Annotated in this window: 17 protein-coding genes; 10 read left to right on the top strand and 7 right to left on the bottom strand. The window is 70.2% G+C overall.

The genetic code is table 11. From position 1 onward, the window contains the following. Positions 1-5: 5 nt before the first annotated feature. Positions 6-1,610, top strand: a complete 1,605-nt coding sequence (locus BM140_RS14320) for a putative bifunctional diguanylate cyclase/phosphodiesterase (RefSeq protein ID WP_091947410.1) — start codon at positions 6-8, stop codon at positions 1,608-1,610. A 294-nt stretch (positions 1,611-1,904) separates the two neighbouring features. Here the strand turns inward: BM140_RS14320 and BM140_RS14325 are convergent, their stop codons facing one another. Continuing rightward, positions 1,905-2,417, bottom strand: a complete 513-nt coding sequence (locus tag BM140_RS14325) for a sigma-70 family RNA polymerase sigma factor (RefSeq protein ID WP_244535434.1) — start codon at positions 2,415-2,417, stop codon at positions 1,905-1,907. 315 nt (positions 2,418-2,732) lie between these two features. Here BM140_RS14325 and BM140_RS14330 point away from each other — a divergent pair, with 315 nt between their 5' ends. The 6 genes from BM140_RS14330 to BM140_RS14350 all read left to right on the top strand — a co-directional run bounded on the left by BM140_RS14330 (position 2,733) and on the right by BM140_RS14350 (position 6,619). Then, positions 2,733-4,193: a helix-turn-helix transcriptional regulator gene (locus BM140_RS14330; protein WP_091947647.1), complete on the top strand. Its 1,461-nt coding sequence runs from the start codon at positions 2,733-2,735 to the stop codon at positions 4,191-4,193. 95 nt (positions 4,194-4,288) lie between these two features. Further along, positions 4,289-4,462 (top strand): CsbD family protein, encoded by a 174-nt coding sequence (locus BM140_RS25165; RefSeq protein WP_114435998.1) that lies wholly within the window; start codon positions 4,289-4,291, stop codon positions 4,460-4,462. Positions 4,463-4,519: 57 nt separating this feature from the next. Continuing rightward, complete coding sequence (locus BM140_RS14335) at positions 4,520-4,888, top strand: CsbD family protein (RefSeq protein ID WP_091947416.1); 369 nt, start codon at positions 4,520-4,522, stop codon at positions 4,886-4,888. A gap of 79 nt (positions 4,889-4,967) precedes the next feature. After that, complete coding sequence (locus BM140_RS14340; RefSeq protein ID WP_091947419.1) at positions 4,968-5,891, top strand: PhnA-like protein; 924 nt, start codon at positions 4,968-4,970, stop codon at positions 5,889-5,891. An 84-nt stretch (positions 5,892-5,975) separates the two neighbouring features. Then, positions 5,976-6,176, top strand: a complete 201-nt coding sequence (locus BM140_RS14345) for a CsbD family protein (protein ID WP_091947422.1) — start codon at positions 5,976-5,978, stop codon at positions 6,174-6,176. Between the two features lie 59 nt (positions 6,177-6,235). Continuing rightward, positions 6,236-6,619 carry a CsbD family protein gene (locus tag BM140_RS14350; protein ID WP_091947425.1) on the top strand — a complete coding sequence of 128 codons (384 nt, stop codon included), beginning with the start codon at positions 6,236-6,238 and terminating at the stop codon, positions 6,617-6,619. A gap of 121 nt (positions 6,620-6,740) precedes the next feature. Here BM140_RS14350 and BM140_RS14355 read toward each other — a convergent pair whose 3' ends face one another. Continuing rightward, positions 6,741-7,595 (bottom strand): SDR family NAD(P)-dependent oxidoreductase, encoded by an 855-nt coding sequence (locus tag BM140_RS14355; protein ID WP_091947428.1) that lies wholly within the window; start codon positions 7,593-7,595, stop codon positions 6,741-6,743. Positions 7,596-7,854: 259 nt separating this feature from the next. Here BM140_RS14355 and BM140_RS14360 point away from each other — a divergent pair, with 259 nt between their 5' ends. Beyond that, the gene (locus BM140_RS14360; RefSeq protein WP_131803836.1) at positions 7,855-8,382 is read left to right on the top strand and encodes a hypothetical protein; all 528 of its coding nucleotides are present in this window, start codon (positions 7,855-7,857) and stop codon (positions 8,380-8,382) included. Between the two features lie 409 nt (positions 8,383-8,791). On the opposite strand, the gene BM140_RS14365 is transcribed toward BM140_RS14360, so the two are convergent. Continuing rightward, a complete protein-coding gene (locus BM140_RS14365; protein ID WP_091947435.1) occupies positions 8,792-8,992 on the bottom strand; it encodes a hypothetical protein in 201 nt (66 codons plus the stop codon). Positions 8,993-9,181: 189 nt separating this feature from the next. On the opposite strand from BM140_RS14365, the gene BM140_RS14370 reads away from it, so the two are divergent. Then, entirely contained in the window at positions 9,182-10,144 is a 963-nt protein-coding gene (locus BM140_RS14370) for a DUF6925 family protein (RefSeq protein ID WP_091947437.1), read from the top strand. Between the two features lie 31 nt (positions 10,145-10,175). On the opposite strand, the gene BM140_RS14375 is transcribed toward BM140_RS14370, so the two are convergent. Beyond that, positions 10,176-11,957, bottom strand: a complete 1,782-nt coding sequence (locus tag BM140_RS14375) for a pyrroloquinoline quinone-dependent dehydrogenase (RefSeq protein ID WP_091947440.1) — start codon at positions 11,955-11,957, stop codon at positions 10,176-10,178. 156 nt (positions 11,958-12,113) lie between these two features. Here BM140_RS14375 and BM140_RS14380 point away from each other — a divergent pair, with 156 nt between their 5' ends. Next, positions 12,114-12,395: a hypothetical protein gene (locus tag BM140_RS14380; protein ID WP_091947443.1), complete on the top strand. Its 282-nt coding sequence runs from the start codon at positions 12,114-12,116 to the stop codon at positions 12,393-12,395. A 164-nt stretch (positions 12,396-12,559) separates the two neighbouring features. On the opposite strand, the gene BM140_RS14385 is transcribed toward BM140_RS14380, so the two are convergent. The 3 genes from BM140_RS14385 to BM140_RS14395 all read right to left on the bottom strand — a co-directional run bounded on the left by BM140_RS14385 (position 12,560) and on the right by BM140_RS14395 (position 15,581). Next, complete coding sequence (locus BM140_RS14385) at positions 12,560-13,699, bottom strand: calcium-binding protein (protein WP_091947445.1); 1,140 nt, start codon at positions 13,697-13,699, stop codon at positions 12,560-12,562. Between the two features lie 221 nt (positions 13,700-13,920). Next, on the bottom strand, positions 13,921-15,066 hold the full coding sequence (locus tag BM140_RS14390; protein WP_091947447.1) for a sensor histidine kinase: 1,146 nt from the start codon (positions 15,064-15,066) through the stop codon (positions 13,921-13,923). Between the two features lie 131 nt (positions 15,067-15,197). Then, the gene (locus BM140_RS14395; RefSeq protein WP_091947450.1) at positions 15,198-15,581 is read right to left on the bottom strand and encodes a hypothetical protein; all 384 of its coding nucleotides are present in this window, start codon (positions 15,579-15,581) and stop codon (positions 15,198-15,200) included. Between the last annotated feature and the right edge of the window lie 64 nt (positions 15,582-15,645).

The raw sequence follows: 15,645 nt of genomic DNA on the forward strand, positions 1-15,645 counted from the left end.
AGCGCATGGCTGACAAACGAAAGGCCAGTTGGGGCAGCGGGGAGCTCTACGATCTCCTCTGCCTCATGATGCTCGGAACCTGCGTCTGGCTGCTCGGCGTGCAGCTCGGCGCCTTCCGTTGGCTCGACCGGTTCATCCTCGGCCACAACCTCTCCGACGTGTTCAAGCTCGGCTTCTTCATGGGCCTCGGCGCGGTGGCGGCGAGCGTCTCGAAGTCGATCCGCTTGCGGAAGGCGATGCAGCAGCGCGACGCCGCCGAGGCGCAGGCCTCCGCGACGGCCCGCCACGATCCGCTCACGGGCCTCGCCAACCGCCGCCTGTTCACCGAACGCCTGGACGAGCGCCGCGTGGCGGGCTCGGGCGGCCGGCTCGCCGTGTTCGTGATCGACCTCGACCGGTTCAAGCCGGTCAACGAACTCTACGGCTACGAGGCCGGCAACGCGGTGCTGCGCGCCGTCGGCGAGCGGCTGGAGCGGACGCTGCCCGCCGGCAGTACGGTCGCGCGCCTCGACGGCGACGAATTCGCCGCCCTGGTCGAGACCGGGGCGGGCGGCGAGGGGCTGGCCCGGCTCGCACAGGCCGTGATCGCGGCCCTCTCCGCCCCGGTGACGTGGCAGGGTCACGAGATCAAGGTCGGCGCCACCATCGGCATCGCGGCGGCCGATCCCGAGGCCGGCGCCGCCGACGCGGTGCTGCACGCCGCCGACCTCGCCATGGCCCAGGGCAAGCGCGACGGGCGCGGCACCTATCGCGTGTTCGAGTCCGCCATGGACGAGGCTCTGAAGGCCCGAGCCCGGCTGGAGGCGGACCTGCGCGTCGCCATCGAGACCGGGCAGATCGAGCCTTATTACCAGCCGGTCGTGGCTCTGCCGGGCCAGACCGTCACCGGTTTCGAAGTGCTGGCCCGCTGGCGCCATCCCGAAAAGGGCCTGCTGATGCCCTCGACCTTCATCTCGGTCGCCGAGGAGACCGGGATGATCGGCGATCTCAGCTACCTGATCCTGCGCCGCGCTTGCCTCGATGCCCGCGCTTGGCCGGGACATCTGCAACTCGCCGTCAACATCGCCCCCCAGCAGTTCCAGAACCCCGACCTTGCCTTGCGCATCCTGGCGATCCTGACCGAGACCGGCTTTCAGGCCCACCGCCTCGAAGTGGAGATCACCGAGACCGCGATCGTGCAGGATCTGGAGGCGACCCGCGCCACGCTCGGCGCCCTCCAGGCGCTCGGCGTGCGCGTGGCGCTCGACGATTTCGGGACCGGATATTCCAGCCTCTACCACCTGCGCGAGCTGCGCTTCGACAAGCTCAAGATCGACCGCTCCTACGTCGATTCCATCGGCGAGGGCGACGAGCGGGCCAAGCTCGTGGATGCGATCATCAAGCTCGGCTCGAGCCTCGGCCTCGTCACCACGGCCGAGGGCATCGAGACCGAAGCCAGCGTCGATTGGCTCTCGAACCAGGGCTGCGACTACGGACAGGGCTACCTGTTCGGCAAGCCGATGCCGCGCGAGGAGATCGACCGCCGCCTCGACGAGGGCCTGCTCGATACCGGCCCGGTCGAAGCGCCGGAGATCGGCCCGCGGGCGATCCTCGCCGAGAAGGCGGCCTAACCTCCGCCCGAAAGGGCAACGGGCCGGACGCGCCGAAGGCTGCGTCCGGCCTCGCGGCCGTGCCGGCACCGATCGGACGGTGGCGCCGCGCACAACCTCTGGAAACGGATCGAAACGTCGCGTCAGGGCCGGGCAAAGCCGGAGCGAACCGGAGCGCGACCGTTCCGGCCGAGGCGGAACACGGACACGCGTCCGATTCCGCCTCGCCGTGACCGAATGGAGCGGAGACCGGGGCGGGCCGCCACAACGCAGATCAAATCCGCCACCCTCGCGTCCGGCCGGTCGAGTCCGCCCTCAGACCGACCCGAGGTCGCGGGCGAGTCGCTCGTGCGCCTGATCGAGGCGTTCCCGCACGGACTCCACCGGGCAGTCGAGGATCGCCGCGGCAGCCTCCCGGGACAGTCCCTCGACCGTCACGAGCAGCAGCGCCTCCCGTTGCGTCCGCGTCAGCCGATCCACCGCTGCCCGAACCGCATCCCGCTCGGGCGGCATTCCGGACCCCGCAGCGTGATCGTGTTCGGGTGAGCGCTCCGCTCTGCTCCGCCTCCGCTCGGACAGGTCGGTTCGGCGCAGGACGGCGAACAGCCAGACGGCGAGCGGCGGGCCTTCCGGCAGGTGCTCGCGGCTTTCCCAGGCCTTGAGCAGGGTGGATTGGACGAGATCGTCCGCCTCCACCGGATCCCAGGTGAGGGAGGCGGCGTAGCGGCGCAGACGCGGCACGAGGGCGATCAGTTCGGTCCGGAGGCCGGGCGACACCGCGCGCGCGACCCCGTCGGCCTCGAGCGCGGCCGCGAGGCGCCCCAGCATCCGTCCAAGGCGGGACTCGTCGGCAGGGGCGAGTGTGGCGGGATAGCCGTCCGGCAACCGGGCGAGGAATCCGACCGGATCATGCGGGTCGTCCGATGTCTGCAAGGAGGCACCCATAACCGCGAAAAGAAGCGGTCTGCTGGATCGATAGGCAGGTTCGGCAAGTCCTCGCGTTATCCTTGATCGATCACGATGGCGTCAATGATACAGATATACCAGTGAGGGATTCGAAAAAGATGGAACCGCCTCGTGCGCAACCCGTTTGTGCCCCGCCATCGGACCGGTGGCGCGTGACACAGAAGGGTGTTTCTGGCCGTGACCGCGGGCGTCGACAGGCATGAACTGAGGCAGATCATCGCCGGCTTGAGCGAGGGCGTGATCCTGGTCGAGCCCGACCAGACGATCGCCTATGCCAACGCGGCGGCGCTGGCGATGCACGGTGCCGGGAGCCTGGAAGAACTCGGTTCCACGGTCGATGCCTACCGTGAGCGGTTCGCCCTGCGCTACCGCAACAACAAGACGCCCAACCATTACCCGATCGAGCGTGTCGTGGACGGCGAAAGCTTTCACGACGTCATCGTCGAAGTGCGCCGCACGGACCAGCCGGACACGGAGTTCGTCCATTCGCTGCGCAGCATCGTGGCGACCGACCGCGACGGCAAGCCGAGCTGCCTGGCGCTGATCCTCAAGGACGTGTCCGACCAGTTCGAGGCCGAGGAGCGGTTCGAGGCGACCTTCAACGCCAACCCGGCGCCCGCCCTCATCACCCGGCTGTCGGACCTGCGCCACGTGAAGGTCAATATCGGCTTCCTCGAAATGACCGGCCACACCCGCGACGCCGTCCTGGGACGCAGCGTCTACGAGGTGGACGTTCTCGCCGGCGCCCGAAACCGCGACCTCGCGGTCTCGCGGCTCAACGAGGGCGGCACCATCCCGCAGATGGAGGCCTGCCTCGAACTGCCAGATGGCGGCACCCGCTTCGTCATCGTCGCCGGCCAGCCTATCGATATGGGCGAGGAGCCGTGCATGCTCTTCACCTTCGCCGACCTCGAATTGCGCAAGAAGGCCGAGACGGCTCTCCGCCAGAGCGAGGAGCGCTTCGCCAAGGCGTTCCGGCTGACGCCCGTCCCGACGCTGCTGGCGCGGGCCGAGGATTTCCGGGTCACGGGCGTCAACGAGGCCTTCGCCCGCGTCTTCGGCTTCGACGAAGAGCAGGTCGTCGGGCGCTCGCTGGACGAGACCGGATTGTGGGTGTCGGACGAGCAGCGCGAGCGGTTCGGGACGGCGCTGGCACGGAACGGCTGCGTCCTCGGGATCGAGGCCTGCCTGCGCCACGCGAAGGCGGCCAACCTCGACTGCATGATCTCCGCCGAGCGGGTGAACATCAACGACGACGCCTTCGTCCTCCTCGTCCTGCAGGACATCACCGAGCGCAAGCACACCGAGCGCGAGCTGTTCGACGCGATCGAGGCGGTGATGGCCGACACCTCGTGGTTCAGCCGGGGCCTGATCGAGAAGCTGGCCAATCTCCGTCGTCCGGGCCGGGAGAGCGGCGACGAGTCGGTACCGAACCTGACGGTGCGCGAACGGCAGATCCTCAACCTGATCTGCTCCGGTCTCGACGACGACGCCATCGCGCGCAAGCTCGGCCTGTCCCGCAACACCGTGCGCAACCATGGCGCCGCGCTCTACCGAAAGCTCGGCGTCCACCGCCGCACCGAAGCCGTGGTCTGGGGGCGCGAAAACGGATTTCCGGTCAGTGCGTCCGGTACATAAAAACTAGTGTACCGGTAATTTCGTACTATTGAACTATTCCGGACCGAACACATCTGGAAGCGGGTCCAGGGAATTCTCCAAAGCAAGGGATGCCCATGGCCGAGACTTCGAATTCCACTTCCACCAAGGCCCTCAAGGTCTCGGTGGAGGAGGCCTTCGGCAAGCTCACCGGCAACGACCGGGTCGAGGCCGAGGGCCGGCATCAGAAGCGCGATGCGAACCGGCCCGAGGTCGACGGACCTCGGGCGGACAAGCCCCGCGCCGACTGAGCGAACCCGGCGCACCCGGCGCCGTGACACCCACTCGAAACGAACGAGGAGATTCACATGGTCGATACCGACAGGATCACGGGCGCCGCCAAGGAACTCGGCGGCTCGATTCAGGGCGCCGTCGGAGATCTGACCGGTCGCCGCAGCGACTCGGTCGAGGGCCGCCTGCGCGAGGCCCAGGGCTCTGCCGAGAACCTCTATGGGCAGGCCAAGGATGCCGTCCGCCACGCCGCCGACCGGGCCGGCGACTATGCCGACGACGCCTACGAATACGCCGAGGACGCCTACGAGCGCGGCGCCCGCTCCCTGCGCCGGGGCACCCGCGAGGTGAGCGATCAGGTCGCCGAGTATCCCCTCGCCTCGCTGCTCATCGCCGGCTTCGTCGGCTTCGGCATCGGCCTGCTCGTCAACGCCAACCGCGACTGAGCCGGCGCCCTCTCTTCACCCAAGGCGGCCTTGACCCAAGACCGACCTCACCAAGACCTACCCTACCCGGAGTGACAGCGTGACCACCATCAAGCCCGCCACCGCGCCCCTCGCGGCGGACGCACATGCCGATACCCGTGCCGTCCTTCTCAACACGGTGTCCTGGGGCGCCATCTTCGCGGGTGCCGTCACGGCCCTCGTGACGCAGGTCGTCATCAACCTCGTCGGCGTCGGCACCGGCCTCGCCGCCGTAGGCACCAACGCCGCCGAAAACCCCTCCGCCTCCACCGTCTCCATCGGCGCCGGCCTGTGGTTCGTCGGTTCGGGCATCGTCGCCTCGCTGGTCGGCGGCCTGATCGCCGGCCGCCTCTCGGGCAAGCCGCTGCCGGGCTCGGCCGCTCTGCACGGCCTCGTCTCCTGGGCGGTGACGACCCTCGTGGTGCTCTACCTGCTGACCTCCGCGGCGACCGGCCTGGTCGGCGGCACGCTCGGCACGGTCTCGGGCGCGCTGGGCGGCGCGGGCAACCTCGTCGGCGGCACGATCCAGACGGCGGCGCAGGCCGCGGCCCCCTCGCTGTCGAAGATCTCGAACCCGCTCGACGGCATCGAGCAGAAGGTGCGTGAGCAGTCTGCCGGCCAGGACCCGCAGGCCGCCCGTGACGCCGCCGTCGCCGCGGTGCGCGCCGTGCTGACCGGTGACGCGGCCCAGAAGGAAGAGGCCAAGAACCGCGCGGCCGATGCGCTGGCCAAGGCGCAGGGCATCTCGCCGGATCAGGCCAAGACGCAGATCGACGACTACCAGAAGCAGTACGAGCAGGCCGTCGCCACCGCCAAGAAGAAGGCCGAGGAGACCGCCATCGCCGCCAAGTCGGCCGCGACCCAGGGCGCCTTCTACGCCGCGTTGGCTCTGGTCCTCGGTGCGCTCGCCGCCTTCCTCGGCGGTCGCCTCGGCGCCCCGAAGCCCGTCACCCTGGTCGGCGCCTACGACGCCCGCCGTATCTGACCCCATCCCCATGGCTCCCGCCTCCGGGCGGGGGCCTCATCCGACCGGCGTCGGCCGGCCATTGACGACGAAGGAGATCATCCGATGAGCAGCACCACGGACAAGCTGAAGGGTCTCGCCAACGAGGCCGTCGGCAACATCAAGCAGGGCATCGGCAACGCCACCAACAACGACAAGCTCGTCGCCGAGGGCAAGGCCCAGGAGCTGAAGGGTGAGACCCAGAAGACGGTCGGCGAGGCCAAGGACGGCGTCAAGAACGTCGCCGACAAGATCACCGGCCGCTGATCCGGACGGACGAAAACGGGGCTCCGGCCCCGTCCCCCTTACCCAGACAGGAGATCGACATGAACCGCGACCAGTTCCGCGGCGCCTCCCGCCACCTCAAGGGCCGTGCCCAGACTGCGGTCGGCGGCCTCACCGGAGACCCGGCCCGCCAGATCCGCGGCGCCGTCAACCAGATCGCCGGCGGCGCGCAATACGCCTACGGCCGGGCCCGCGACCGGGCCGAGGACATCGCCGAGGACGGGCGCCACTTCGCTCACGCGGCCCGCGACCATGCGGACGAATGGATCGGCGACGGCCGCCGCCTCGCCCGCGAGACCGCCCGCCGCGGCGAGCGTCTGGGCCGCGCGGCGCTGCACAGGGCCGAGTCCAACCGCGCCGGCACGCTTCTGGGCCTGGCCGCCCTGGCCTTCTCGGCCGGCTGGCTCGCCCACCGTGTCCGCTGAGGTCCTAGGTAAATCTGACGGCGCCTGAAGCGGCGTGGCGTGGGTCGAACCCCGCCACGCCCTTCCTTTTGGGCGAATCGTCGACCGGCGCGCGCCGTCGCCGCGCGAAGGGGAAGACGACCTATCGCCCGGACAGCTTCGCGAAGGCGGCGAAGCGTTCGCGCCAGTCCGGGTGCCAGCGCGAGAGCGCCGGGCGGTTCTCGATGATGTCGCCCGCCGCCCAGGCGATGCGGCGTTCGTCCTGCGCGCGGGTGGTCTCGCCGTCGGGGCAGAGGATGTAGAAGTCGCCCGCCTCCACCCCCTCCAGCATGAACGCCACGGTCTCGTCCGGCGTCCAGGCGCCTTCCGGCTTCTCCGAGATGCCGCGGGCCCTGGCCAGACCGGTATAGACGAAGCCGGGGATGAACAGGTGGGCGCTGACCGGGGCGCCGCTCTCGCGCAGCTCGTGGGCCAGCGCCTCGGTCGCGGCCTTCACGCCGGCCTTCGACACGTTGTAGGGCGCGTTGCCCGGCGGGGTGGTGATGCCCTGTTTCGATCCGGTGACGATGACGGCGCCCGGCTCGCCGCCCGCGACGAGGCGGGGCGCGAAGGCGCGGATGCCGTGGATGACGCCCCAGAGGTTGGTGTCGAGGATGCGGCGCCACGTGGCCTCGTCGGAGAAGAGGCGCCCGCCCGCCTCGATGCCGGCGTTCAGCATGACGACCGACGGCGGGCCGCCCTGCGACGCCGCTTCCGCCAACGCCTCCATGGCGGCGCCGTCGCCGACATCGGTGGGGATCGCCGTCACCGCGCTACCCGTCCCTTCGAGCGCGGACGCGGCGCGGTCCAGCGCCTCGCCCGGCAGGTCGGCCAGGACGACGTGCAGGCCGCGGGCCGCGAAGGCCTGCGCCGCCGCCCACCCGATCCCGCTCGCCGCCCCGGTGACGACGGCGGTGCGTCCTGCGGTGAAGGGTGTGGTGCGATTCGGCTCAGCCATGATGGGGTCTTTCCGGAACGACGGCGAACGGGTCGCGAAACTCAGCGCCCCGCCTGCGTAACGCCCAATCACCGGCCCGGCCCGGCGTTCCGTTCGGTGCCGACATCCTGGAGGTGAAGCGCTTCACGAAACGGAGCAAGGCCCACGACGCCCACTCGGTTTCGGCGTCGTTCCTCGCCTTTGCCGGAAGCCGCGCCCGCCATGAACGTGAGTGGTGCGAAAGCTTCGCGGGACGCGCCGACCAAGCGGAACGATAAGCTTGGCTTCACGTTCTGCAAGCATGGAACACTACAAGTCCACCCTCGGCGTGACCGCCGCAGCAATATCCGCGCTGGTCCTGGCCGCCCAGATCATGCATGCAGGCCCCTTCGCCACGTCGGCGCCGCGGATGGAGCGGGTGGTGGCCCCTGTCGAGGCCGCGGAAGATACCGGCTGGGTCAATCCGCCGGCCCGTCCGCAGATGGAAGCGGCTTCGCAGCGCGCGCAGGTCGAGGCCGAGGCCAAGCCGGTCGAGGCGGCCGCCTCGCCGGTAGCCCAGGCCATCGCACCGGTGGCGGCCCAGGCACTGGCTCGACAGGCAACGCCTGCCCCACGCAAGGCGGCCTCGACCCAGCGTCGCAAGATCGCCCAGCGCCCCGGCCGCACCCGTCACGCCGCCCTGGAGACCCGCCCGGCCGTCGAGGCCACCGCGTCGCAGGCCGTGCCCGCCCAGCCGCCCGCCGAGGCGAAGCGCATCGACCCCATCGGCGACATCATCCGCGGCCTCGGGTTCGGCGGTCAGGGCTGAGAATCCCCGCCCAGCGTGACGACGGCCGGGCGCTGCCGCCCGGCCGAAAACGCGTCTGATGCCATGCGGCGATGATCCTGACGCATCGCCGATGGCCCCCGCGACGGCGGGGCGGCTGGGGCGTCCGCCGGACGCACGCAACAGGACCATCGGTCCGGCTCCGTGCCGCTCGGTATGACGCATCGATGCAACATCCCCGACGCGTTCGGCCGCTGCGGCGGAACGCTCCGTGGCCGCAGCCGCCGACGGCGGTTATGCGCCGGGAATGGATTTCATCGCCCTCGCCGTCATGGCCTCCGCCACCGTCTTCTCCGGCTTCGTCGTCCTGGTCGGATGGCGTTGACACGCGAACCGGCCCTGTGCCCGGCGCTCGACCGTTCACAGGGCCGGCCTGTTGTCGCGTTCCTCGTCAGCTGAACGAGCCGAACCCCTCGAAATCCGGGGACGGCGCGACCACGCGTCCGCCCTCCGGCGTGGTGCCGGGCGTCGTCGCCTGCGAGGTGGGCTTCTTACCGAGGCCGGCGAGGCGGTGGGCCGAGGCGGCGGGCCGGCCGGTCCGCTTCGGCGCGGATTGGGAGAAGCGGCCGATCGTTTGGCTATGGTCGCGCAAGTCCTTCTCCCTGTCTGAACGGCCCCGGAAACACGATGTTCGGAGCCGATGCTTCGGATCGTGCAGGCAACGCGGTGTTTTTGCCTCTGTTCCGGGCACAACGCCTTCGCTTCCATCAGCACCCCTCGCGAGGCTTGGCCGGCGATGCCCTGCCCTGGTACCGATGGGGGTCGGCCGGGGAGGAGAACCATGACGGCGCCCGCGCAGGTCGAATCGCAGTCCGAGGCGGTCGCGGGCCTCCTGCGGACGGCGCTCGCGGATCCCGGTACCGCCTGGAGCCTCGGCAGCTTCGGAGCCATCGCCGAGTTCCTGCGCGATCCCGACGAGCCGGTGATCGCCCTGCCCGACACCCGCCTCGGCCTCGCCACCGCCCGCGGTGCCATCGCCCTCCACGTGCTGCCTGAGCTTCGTCCGCTCGCCTACGAGACCGGGTTCTCCTCGGGCTGGAACCACGCCGTCGCCCTGTGCCTGCCGGAGGATTCCTGCGCCCTGGGCCGGCGCGGCGTCGTCACCGAACTCGGCCCCGATACCGAAGCCGCCCGCGCCGAGGACCGGGACGCGGTGCTGTTCGATCTGGGCCTCGGGCTCGCCGCAATCGATGCCTGCGTGCGCACCCGCGATCCGGCGGCGCTCGCCTGCCTGCGGAAGGGCGTCGGCCGGCCGCTGTTCGGGGACGACAATCCGATCGGCCCGCATCTCGTGGCGATGAGCCCGCACCGCGTCTTCTGCGCCCGCTTCGGCCGCATCGAGGTGTTTTCGCCCATTCCCGGGCCCGGCGGCACCAGTCCGGAGGGGCCGCACACCCATGTGCTGCCCAAGCTTCTCAAGGGCGGCCGGACCCATGCCGCGACGACGCCGATCCCGGCGGGCCTCGTGCCCTGCGGGGCGATCCACCCCCCGCACCCCTACAAGGATACGATGGGGATGCGCGTCCCGTTCGAGCCGGGCCGGCTCGCGGCGTTCCAGGCGTTGCTGGAACGCTGGGCCGATCCCGAATGGCTGGCGATCAAGCGCGGCGGCGCGGTGCGGCCCGGCGGTGCGATCTCGCGCAAGCACGCGCTCTCGGCGCAGCGGGCGGCTGCGTTGCAGGCGCAGTACCTGCGCGGTGAGAGCGTGGAGGCGATTCCCGGCCGGGCGGACGAGGAGGCGTGACGGCTCTTCGCCGCACGAGGCGGGGCGGGTTTCAGTCCGGCAGGGCGAACACCACCAGCGCGTCCCCGGTGCCGAAGCCCGAGGCTTTGGTGAAGGAGGCGCCCCCCGCGGCCACCGCCACGTATTGGCGCCCGTCCACGGCGTAGGTCACCGGAGGGCCGCCGATCCCGGCGCCGCACTGGAAGCGCCACAGGATGTCGCCGGTCGCGGCGTCGTGCGCGTCGAGATGCCCGTCCTCCTCGCCGGAGAAGACGAGGCCGCCCGCGGTCGAGAGCGTGCCGCCGGAGAGCCGGCTGCCGGCCTTCCTCGACCACGCCGCCTTGCCGCTCCCGAGATCGACCGCCGTCAGCGTCGAGAAGGTCGGCTCTCCCTTCGCCTCGCTGGTCTCGGTGTAGCGGATCTCCGGGCGGTTGCCCGAGGCCGGCACGGTCTTGACCGTGTAGGTCGCCGCCCCGTGGCGCACCTGGGCGAAGGCCCGGTTCGACACGGCGTCGTAGGCCACCGGATGCCAGGAGATCGCGCCGAGCGGGCCGGGGCTCACCACCGTCCCCTCGGGGCTCGGCGGCGCGAACAGGTTCTTGTGGGTGATCAGCGGCTCGGAGCGCGAGAGGAGACGGCCGGTCGCCCGGTCGTGGAGGTAGATGAAGCCGGTCTTGCTCGCCTGGGCCACCGCCTTGACCGAGCCCTCCGGCGTCCGGGCCTCGAGCAGGAAGGGCGGGCTGGCGACGTCGTAGCCCCATTGCTCGTGCGGCACCTGCTGGAAGTGCCAGCGCAGCTTTCCGGTGCGCACGTCGAGCGCCACGAGGCTCATGGTGTAGAGGTTGTCGCCCGGCCGGGTCAGCCCGAAATTCTGCGGCGCCGGATTGCCGGTGCCGAGGAAGATCAGGCCGGAGGCCGGGTCGTAGGCCGGCGTCATCCACAGCGAGCCGCCGCCGACCTTCCAGGCCTCGCGGTGCTTGTCGGCGGCGGCCTTCTCGGCCGGAATGTCGCGGTTGAGCGGCAAGCCGTCCGGCGTGGTCGCGGCGAAGACGCCCTCCCAGCCATCCTCCTTGGTGACGTACCAGCGCCAGCGCTCCTCGCCGGTCTTCGCGTCGTAGGCGGCCAGCCAGCCGCGGCGGCCGTAACCGCCCTCGATGCCGACCACCGAGCCGCCGTCGAGACCGCCCTTCTCGTCCTCGACATGGAGGCCGTAGCCCGCCCCCGTGACGCCGACGATGACGAGCCCTTCGGCGACCAGCGGCGGCATCTTGAAGCCGAGCCGGCTCGATCCCTGGATCGGCTTGGCGCCGAGACCGGCCGCGAGCGCCGAGGCGGTCTCGGTCTCGCCTTCCTCCGGGCGCACCGCCTCGCGGTCCCAGACGAGGCGGCCGGTCCCGGCGTCGAGCGCGATCACCCGCCCATCCATGGTCGCCTCGAATACGAGCCCGTTCGAGACCGCCACGCCCCGGTTCGAGGGCGGCCCGAAGATCTTCTCGGTGCGGGCCTTGTGGGTGTAGGTCCACAGAACCTTGCCGGACTTCGCATCGAGCGCCGCGACATGGTTGCCGGTGGTCGAGACGTACATCACGCCCTCGACGACGACCGGCTCGGCCTGGAAATAGCCGGTGATGCCGGTCTGGAAGATCCAGGCCGGGCGCAAGCCGGCGACGTTGCCCCGGTCGATGGACTTGAGCGGCGAGTGGTGGGCGTTCGAGGCGTCGCGCCCGAAGGCCGGCCAGTCCTGGCCGCCATCCGCCGCGTGGGCGCCCGGGGCAAGCAGGACGAGCAAGACCGCCGCGAGGGCCCGTGCCGGATTCGTCGCGTCTCGCTTCACGTCACCGCTCCTCGCCTGGTTCGGCTCTGGTTACGGCGGCGCGGGCGGTCTGTCGAACGAGACGTGAGGGATACATCTCCGGTTTCAGGCGGTTGCCCTGCGAACCGAACCGGCGGGCGTTCCGCCGCCGGCCATCATTCGACAGAAGGCTTCACGATGCGTCTTTCGCTCTTCGCCGGCACTCTTGCCCTCGCGGCGGCCGGCCTCTCGCCTGCGCTGGCCCAGACCACGAGCACGCCGCAGGCGGCGCCCGGCGCTCCCGTCACCGGCGGCCAGAACAACACCGGCAACGACCGCAACGTCACGATCCCGCGCGGCGCCACCGGTGCCGACACGGTGCAGACGGATTCGGCCGCGGGCGGCAATGCCGGCCAACCCTCGCGCGCGGTGCCCCAGGGCAGCGCGGGCGGCGGCAGCTCTTCGGGCGGCGGGAACTGATATCAATCGGCGATGATCCTGACGCATCGCCGATTTCCCCCGCGACGGCGTGGCGGCGGGCGTCCGCCGGACGCACGGAACGGGATCATCGGTCCGGTTCCGTACCACTTGGTATAAGCCGGGTGCGCCGCCCCCTTCAGGGGAGCGGCGCACCCGACCGGCGGTCAGACGATGTGGAAGTCGTCCGCCGTGAGCTTGAGATGCGGCTTCAGGATCGCGAACTGCACCGCCGCCGCATCGCCCGTGCCGTCCGCGTCGTAGCTGAGCGCACCGGTCTTGGCGTCGTAGAGGATGCGGTCGCCGGCATCGTGCGCGGCGGCGCCCAGGAAGAATGCGTCGGCGTCGAGGGGGCCGGCGGCACCGAGGGCGGTAAAGCCCGCGTGATCGAGTTCGATCGTGTCCTGCCCGTGCCGGAAATCGACGATGCGGTCGATGCCGTCGCCGCTGGCATGGGCGAAGACGAAGGTGTCGTTGCCGCCGCCGCCGTTGAGCAGGTCGTTGCCGGCCCCGCCCGCCAGACTGTCCTTGCCGTCGCCGCCGTTCAGCACGTCGTTGCCGGCATCGCCGTGAAGGGCATCGTCCCCCTTGCCGCCGATTTCGACATCGTTGCCGTCGCCGCCATGCAGTTCGTTATGGCCGGCATTGCCGATGAGCCGGTCGCCGTGATGCGAGCCGGCGACGTTCTCGATGTTCTTTAGGGTGTCGGTGCCGTCGCCGGTCGCACGGCCCTTGGCGAGATCGACCGTGACGGCCTTTGCGGAATCGTCGAAATGCGCCGTGTCCTGACCGCCCCCTCCATCTAGGCTGTCGTTGCCGGCGCCGCCGGCGAGGTCGTCGTTGCCGAGCCCGCCGTCGAGCGTGTCGTCGCCCGTGCCGCCATCGAGATCGTCATGGCCGCCGCCGCCATGCAGGTGATCCGAGCCGCGACCGCCGTGAAGGTGGTCGTCGCCGCTGCCGCCCTTCAGGTCGTCGCGACCGTCGCCGCCCTTCAGATCCTTGCCCGAATGGTCGTCGAGGAGATGCAGGCCCTTCGAGACGGCGACGGCGGGAAGCGAGAGATCGGCGTAGCTCTTGACCGTCCCGTCGGCGAGCGTGAGGGCGATGCCCGTCACGGTGCCGGTCAGCGGGCCGGTCCCGTCCGTGCCGAAGCCGGTGCCGATCAGGCTGACATGCTTGACGCTCGCTCCCGCCCCGAAATCGAACGACCACTCGGTGGCCGTGTGATCGGCGAGGGTGAAGGATGTCTCGAACAGGTCCTTCAAATCCTTCAATTCGAATTTGAGGATCGGCGACTTCTTGGACACGACGGATCTCCTATGCCGCCGGACTTTTTCGCCCGGTCTGTGATCGGAGAATTATTGCATTGGGAGAATCGCGCAACGGCGCTGTGAAGAAGTGGCAAACAGCGGTTTAATGGAATCGTCGCCTAGAGGATCGTTCTGGATGTCGGATCTAGGACGAGGCTCTAGATCCCTGAATCGCATCGTCTTTTTCCGAAAGCCGGCCCCCGCCGATTAGGCCGACGCTAAGGCCGCGGCGCCATCCGCAGCTCGAAACGGGCGCCCTGCCCCGGCACCAGCACCAGTTCGCCGTCGAGCTGGCGCGCGAGGTTGTTGATCACCCGCATGCCGAGGCTCGACCGGGCCTTGGCTGGATCGAACCCGGCCGGCAGGCCCACGCCCCGGTCCGCGACGGCCACGGTCAGCCCGCCATCGTTGCGGGGAAAGGCCTCGACGCGGATTTCGCCCTGACCGTCGGGATAGGCATACTTGATCGCGTTGGTGACGAGTTCGTTGACGAACAGCCCGAGGGGGATCGCGAGGTCGGCCGGGATCGTCATGGCCTGCGCATGACAGTGCAGAGCGTTGGCCCCGGCGCTCTCGGCGAGCTTTTCGCAGAGGGCCCCGAGGAAGCCGGCGAGGTCGATCTGGGTGATGTCCGGCTGGCGCCAGAGCTGGTCGTGGACCTGCGCCACCGCCTCGACGCGGGCGCGGGCATCGGACAGGGCGTTCTTCACGTCGGCGTTGTCGGTGCCGCGCACCTGCAGCGCGAGGAGGCCGGCTACCACCGTGAGGCTATTCTTGACCCGGTGGCTCATCTCGCGGGTCAGCAGATCCTGCCGCTCCATCGCCACCTTGAGTTTCGCCTCCGAGCGCAGCCGCTCGATCGCACTCCCGAGCAGGTTGGCGAAGCCCTGCATGAAGGCGATGTCGGCTTCGCCGAACACGCCCTCGCGGGTGTCGTCCACCTCCAGCACGCCGTAATGGCCGTCGCGGTTGGTGATCAGCACGTTCACCGCCCGGCGGATGCCGTGGTCGGCCATCAGCGCGGGTGTGCGGAAGCGGGTCTCGTTCTCGAGATGGTTGGAGATCACCGGCTGGCCGGTCTTCAGGGCATAGCCCGCGGGCGAAGCGAGATCGGCCCCGATCGTCGCCTTGCCGACCGCGTCCGGCGCCCAGCCGACGCCAGCGCAGACCAGCAGCACATCCTGCGACGGCTGATATTCGAGCGCCTTGCAGAATTGCGCCCCCATGCCCGCGGCGCACAGTTCGGTCGCGCGCTGGAGCAGCGGCAGCAACTCGCTCGCCCGCAAGGCCTCCACGCCGAAATCCGACAGGATCACTTGCTGGCGCAGGCGAAGTTCAAGCGCATTCGGCGCGGTGGCGGTCATCGACGAATCGGCTCGACGTCGGCGGAAATGAAGCTTGCGCCCTCGCAGGCGAGCGTGTCCGCATTGGGACACGGATCGCTTTAACCTACGACATTCCGCGTCGGGTCAAGCCGATTCACCGAGGGGCCCGGTCAGGGCTTGGCGTCGAGGAGCTTTTCCGCACGGGCGACGGCGGCCTCGCAGCCCTTGGCGTCGCCCTTGCCGTCGGCGGTTCGGGCCTCTTCCAGCGCGACCTTGGCCTGCTGGGCCTGATCGCCGCCCTTGCCGGCTTCGGCCGATTTCTCCGGCGGGGCCTCGCGCGGGTCGGTCTGGCCGCCGGTACCGGTCTGTCCCTCGCTCTCGCGGTGGGCCGCCACCGTCTTGCTACCGGTCGAGGCCGAGATCGCCTCGCGGGCCTCGGCCTTCACCCGCCCGTCGAGGGAGGCGATCTTGTCGGAACAGGGGGAGGCGAGGGCCGGGCCGGCCATCAAGGCGAGGAGCGGGAGGGCGAGCGACAGACGCGGGGCCGGCTTCATGGAAAGCGGTTCCTGTACGGATACGATATTCAGGAAATCCGCGAAGGGCCCCCGGGTTGCGCCG

The organism is Methylorubrum salsuginis, assembly GCF_900114375.1.
Classification (GTDB): domain Bacteria; phylum Pseudomonadota; class Alphaproteobacteria; order Rhizobiales; family Beijerinckiaceae; genus Methylobacterium; species Methylobacterium salsuginis.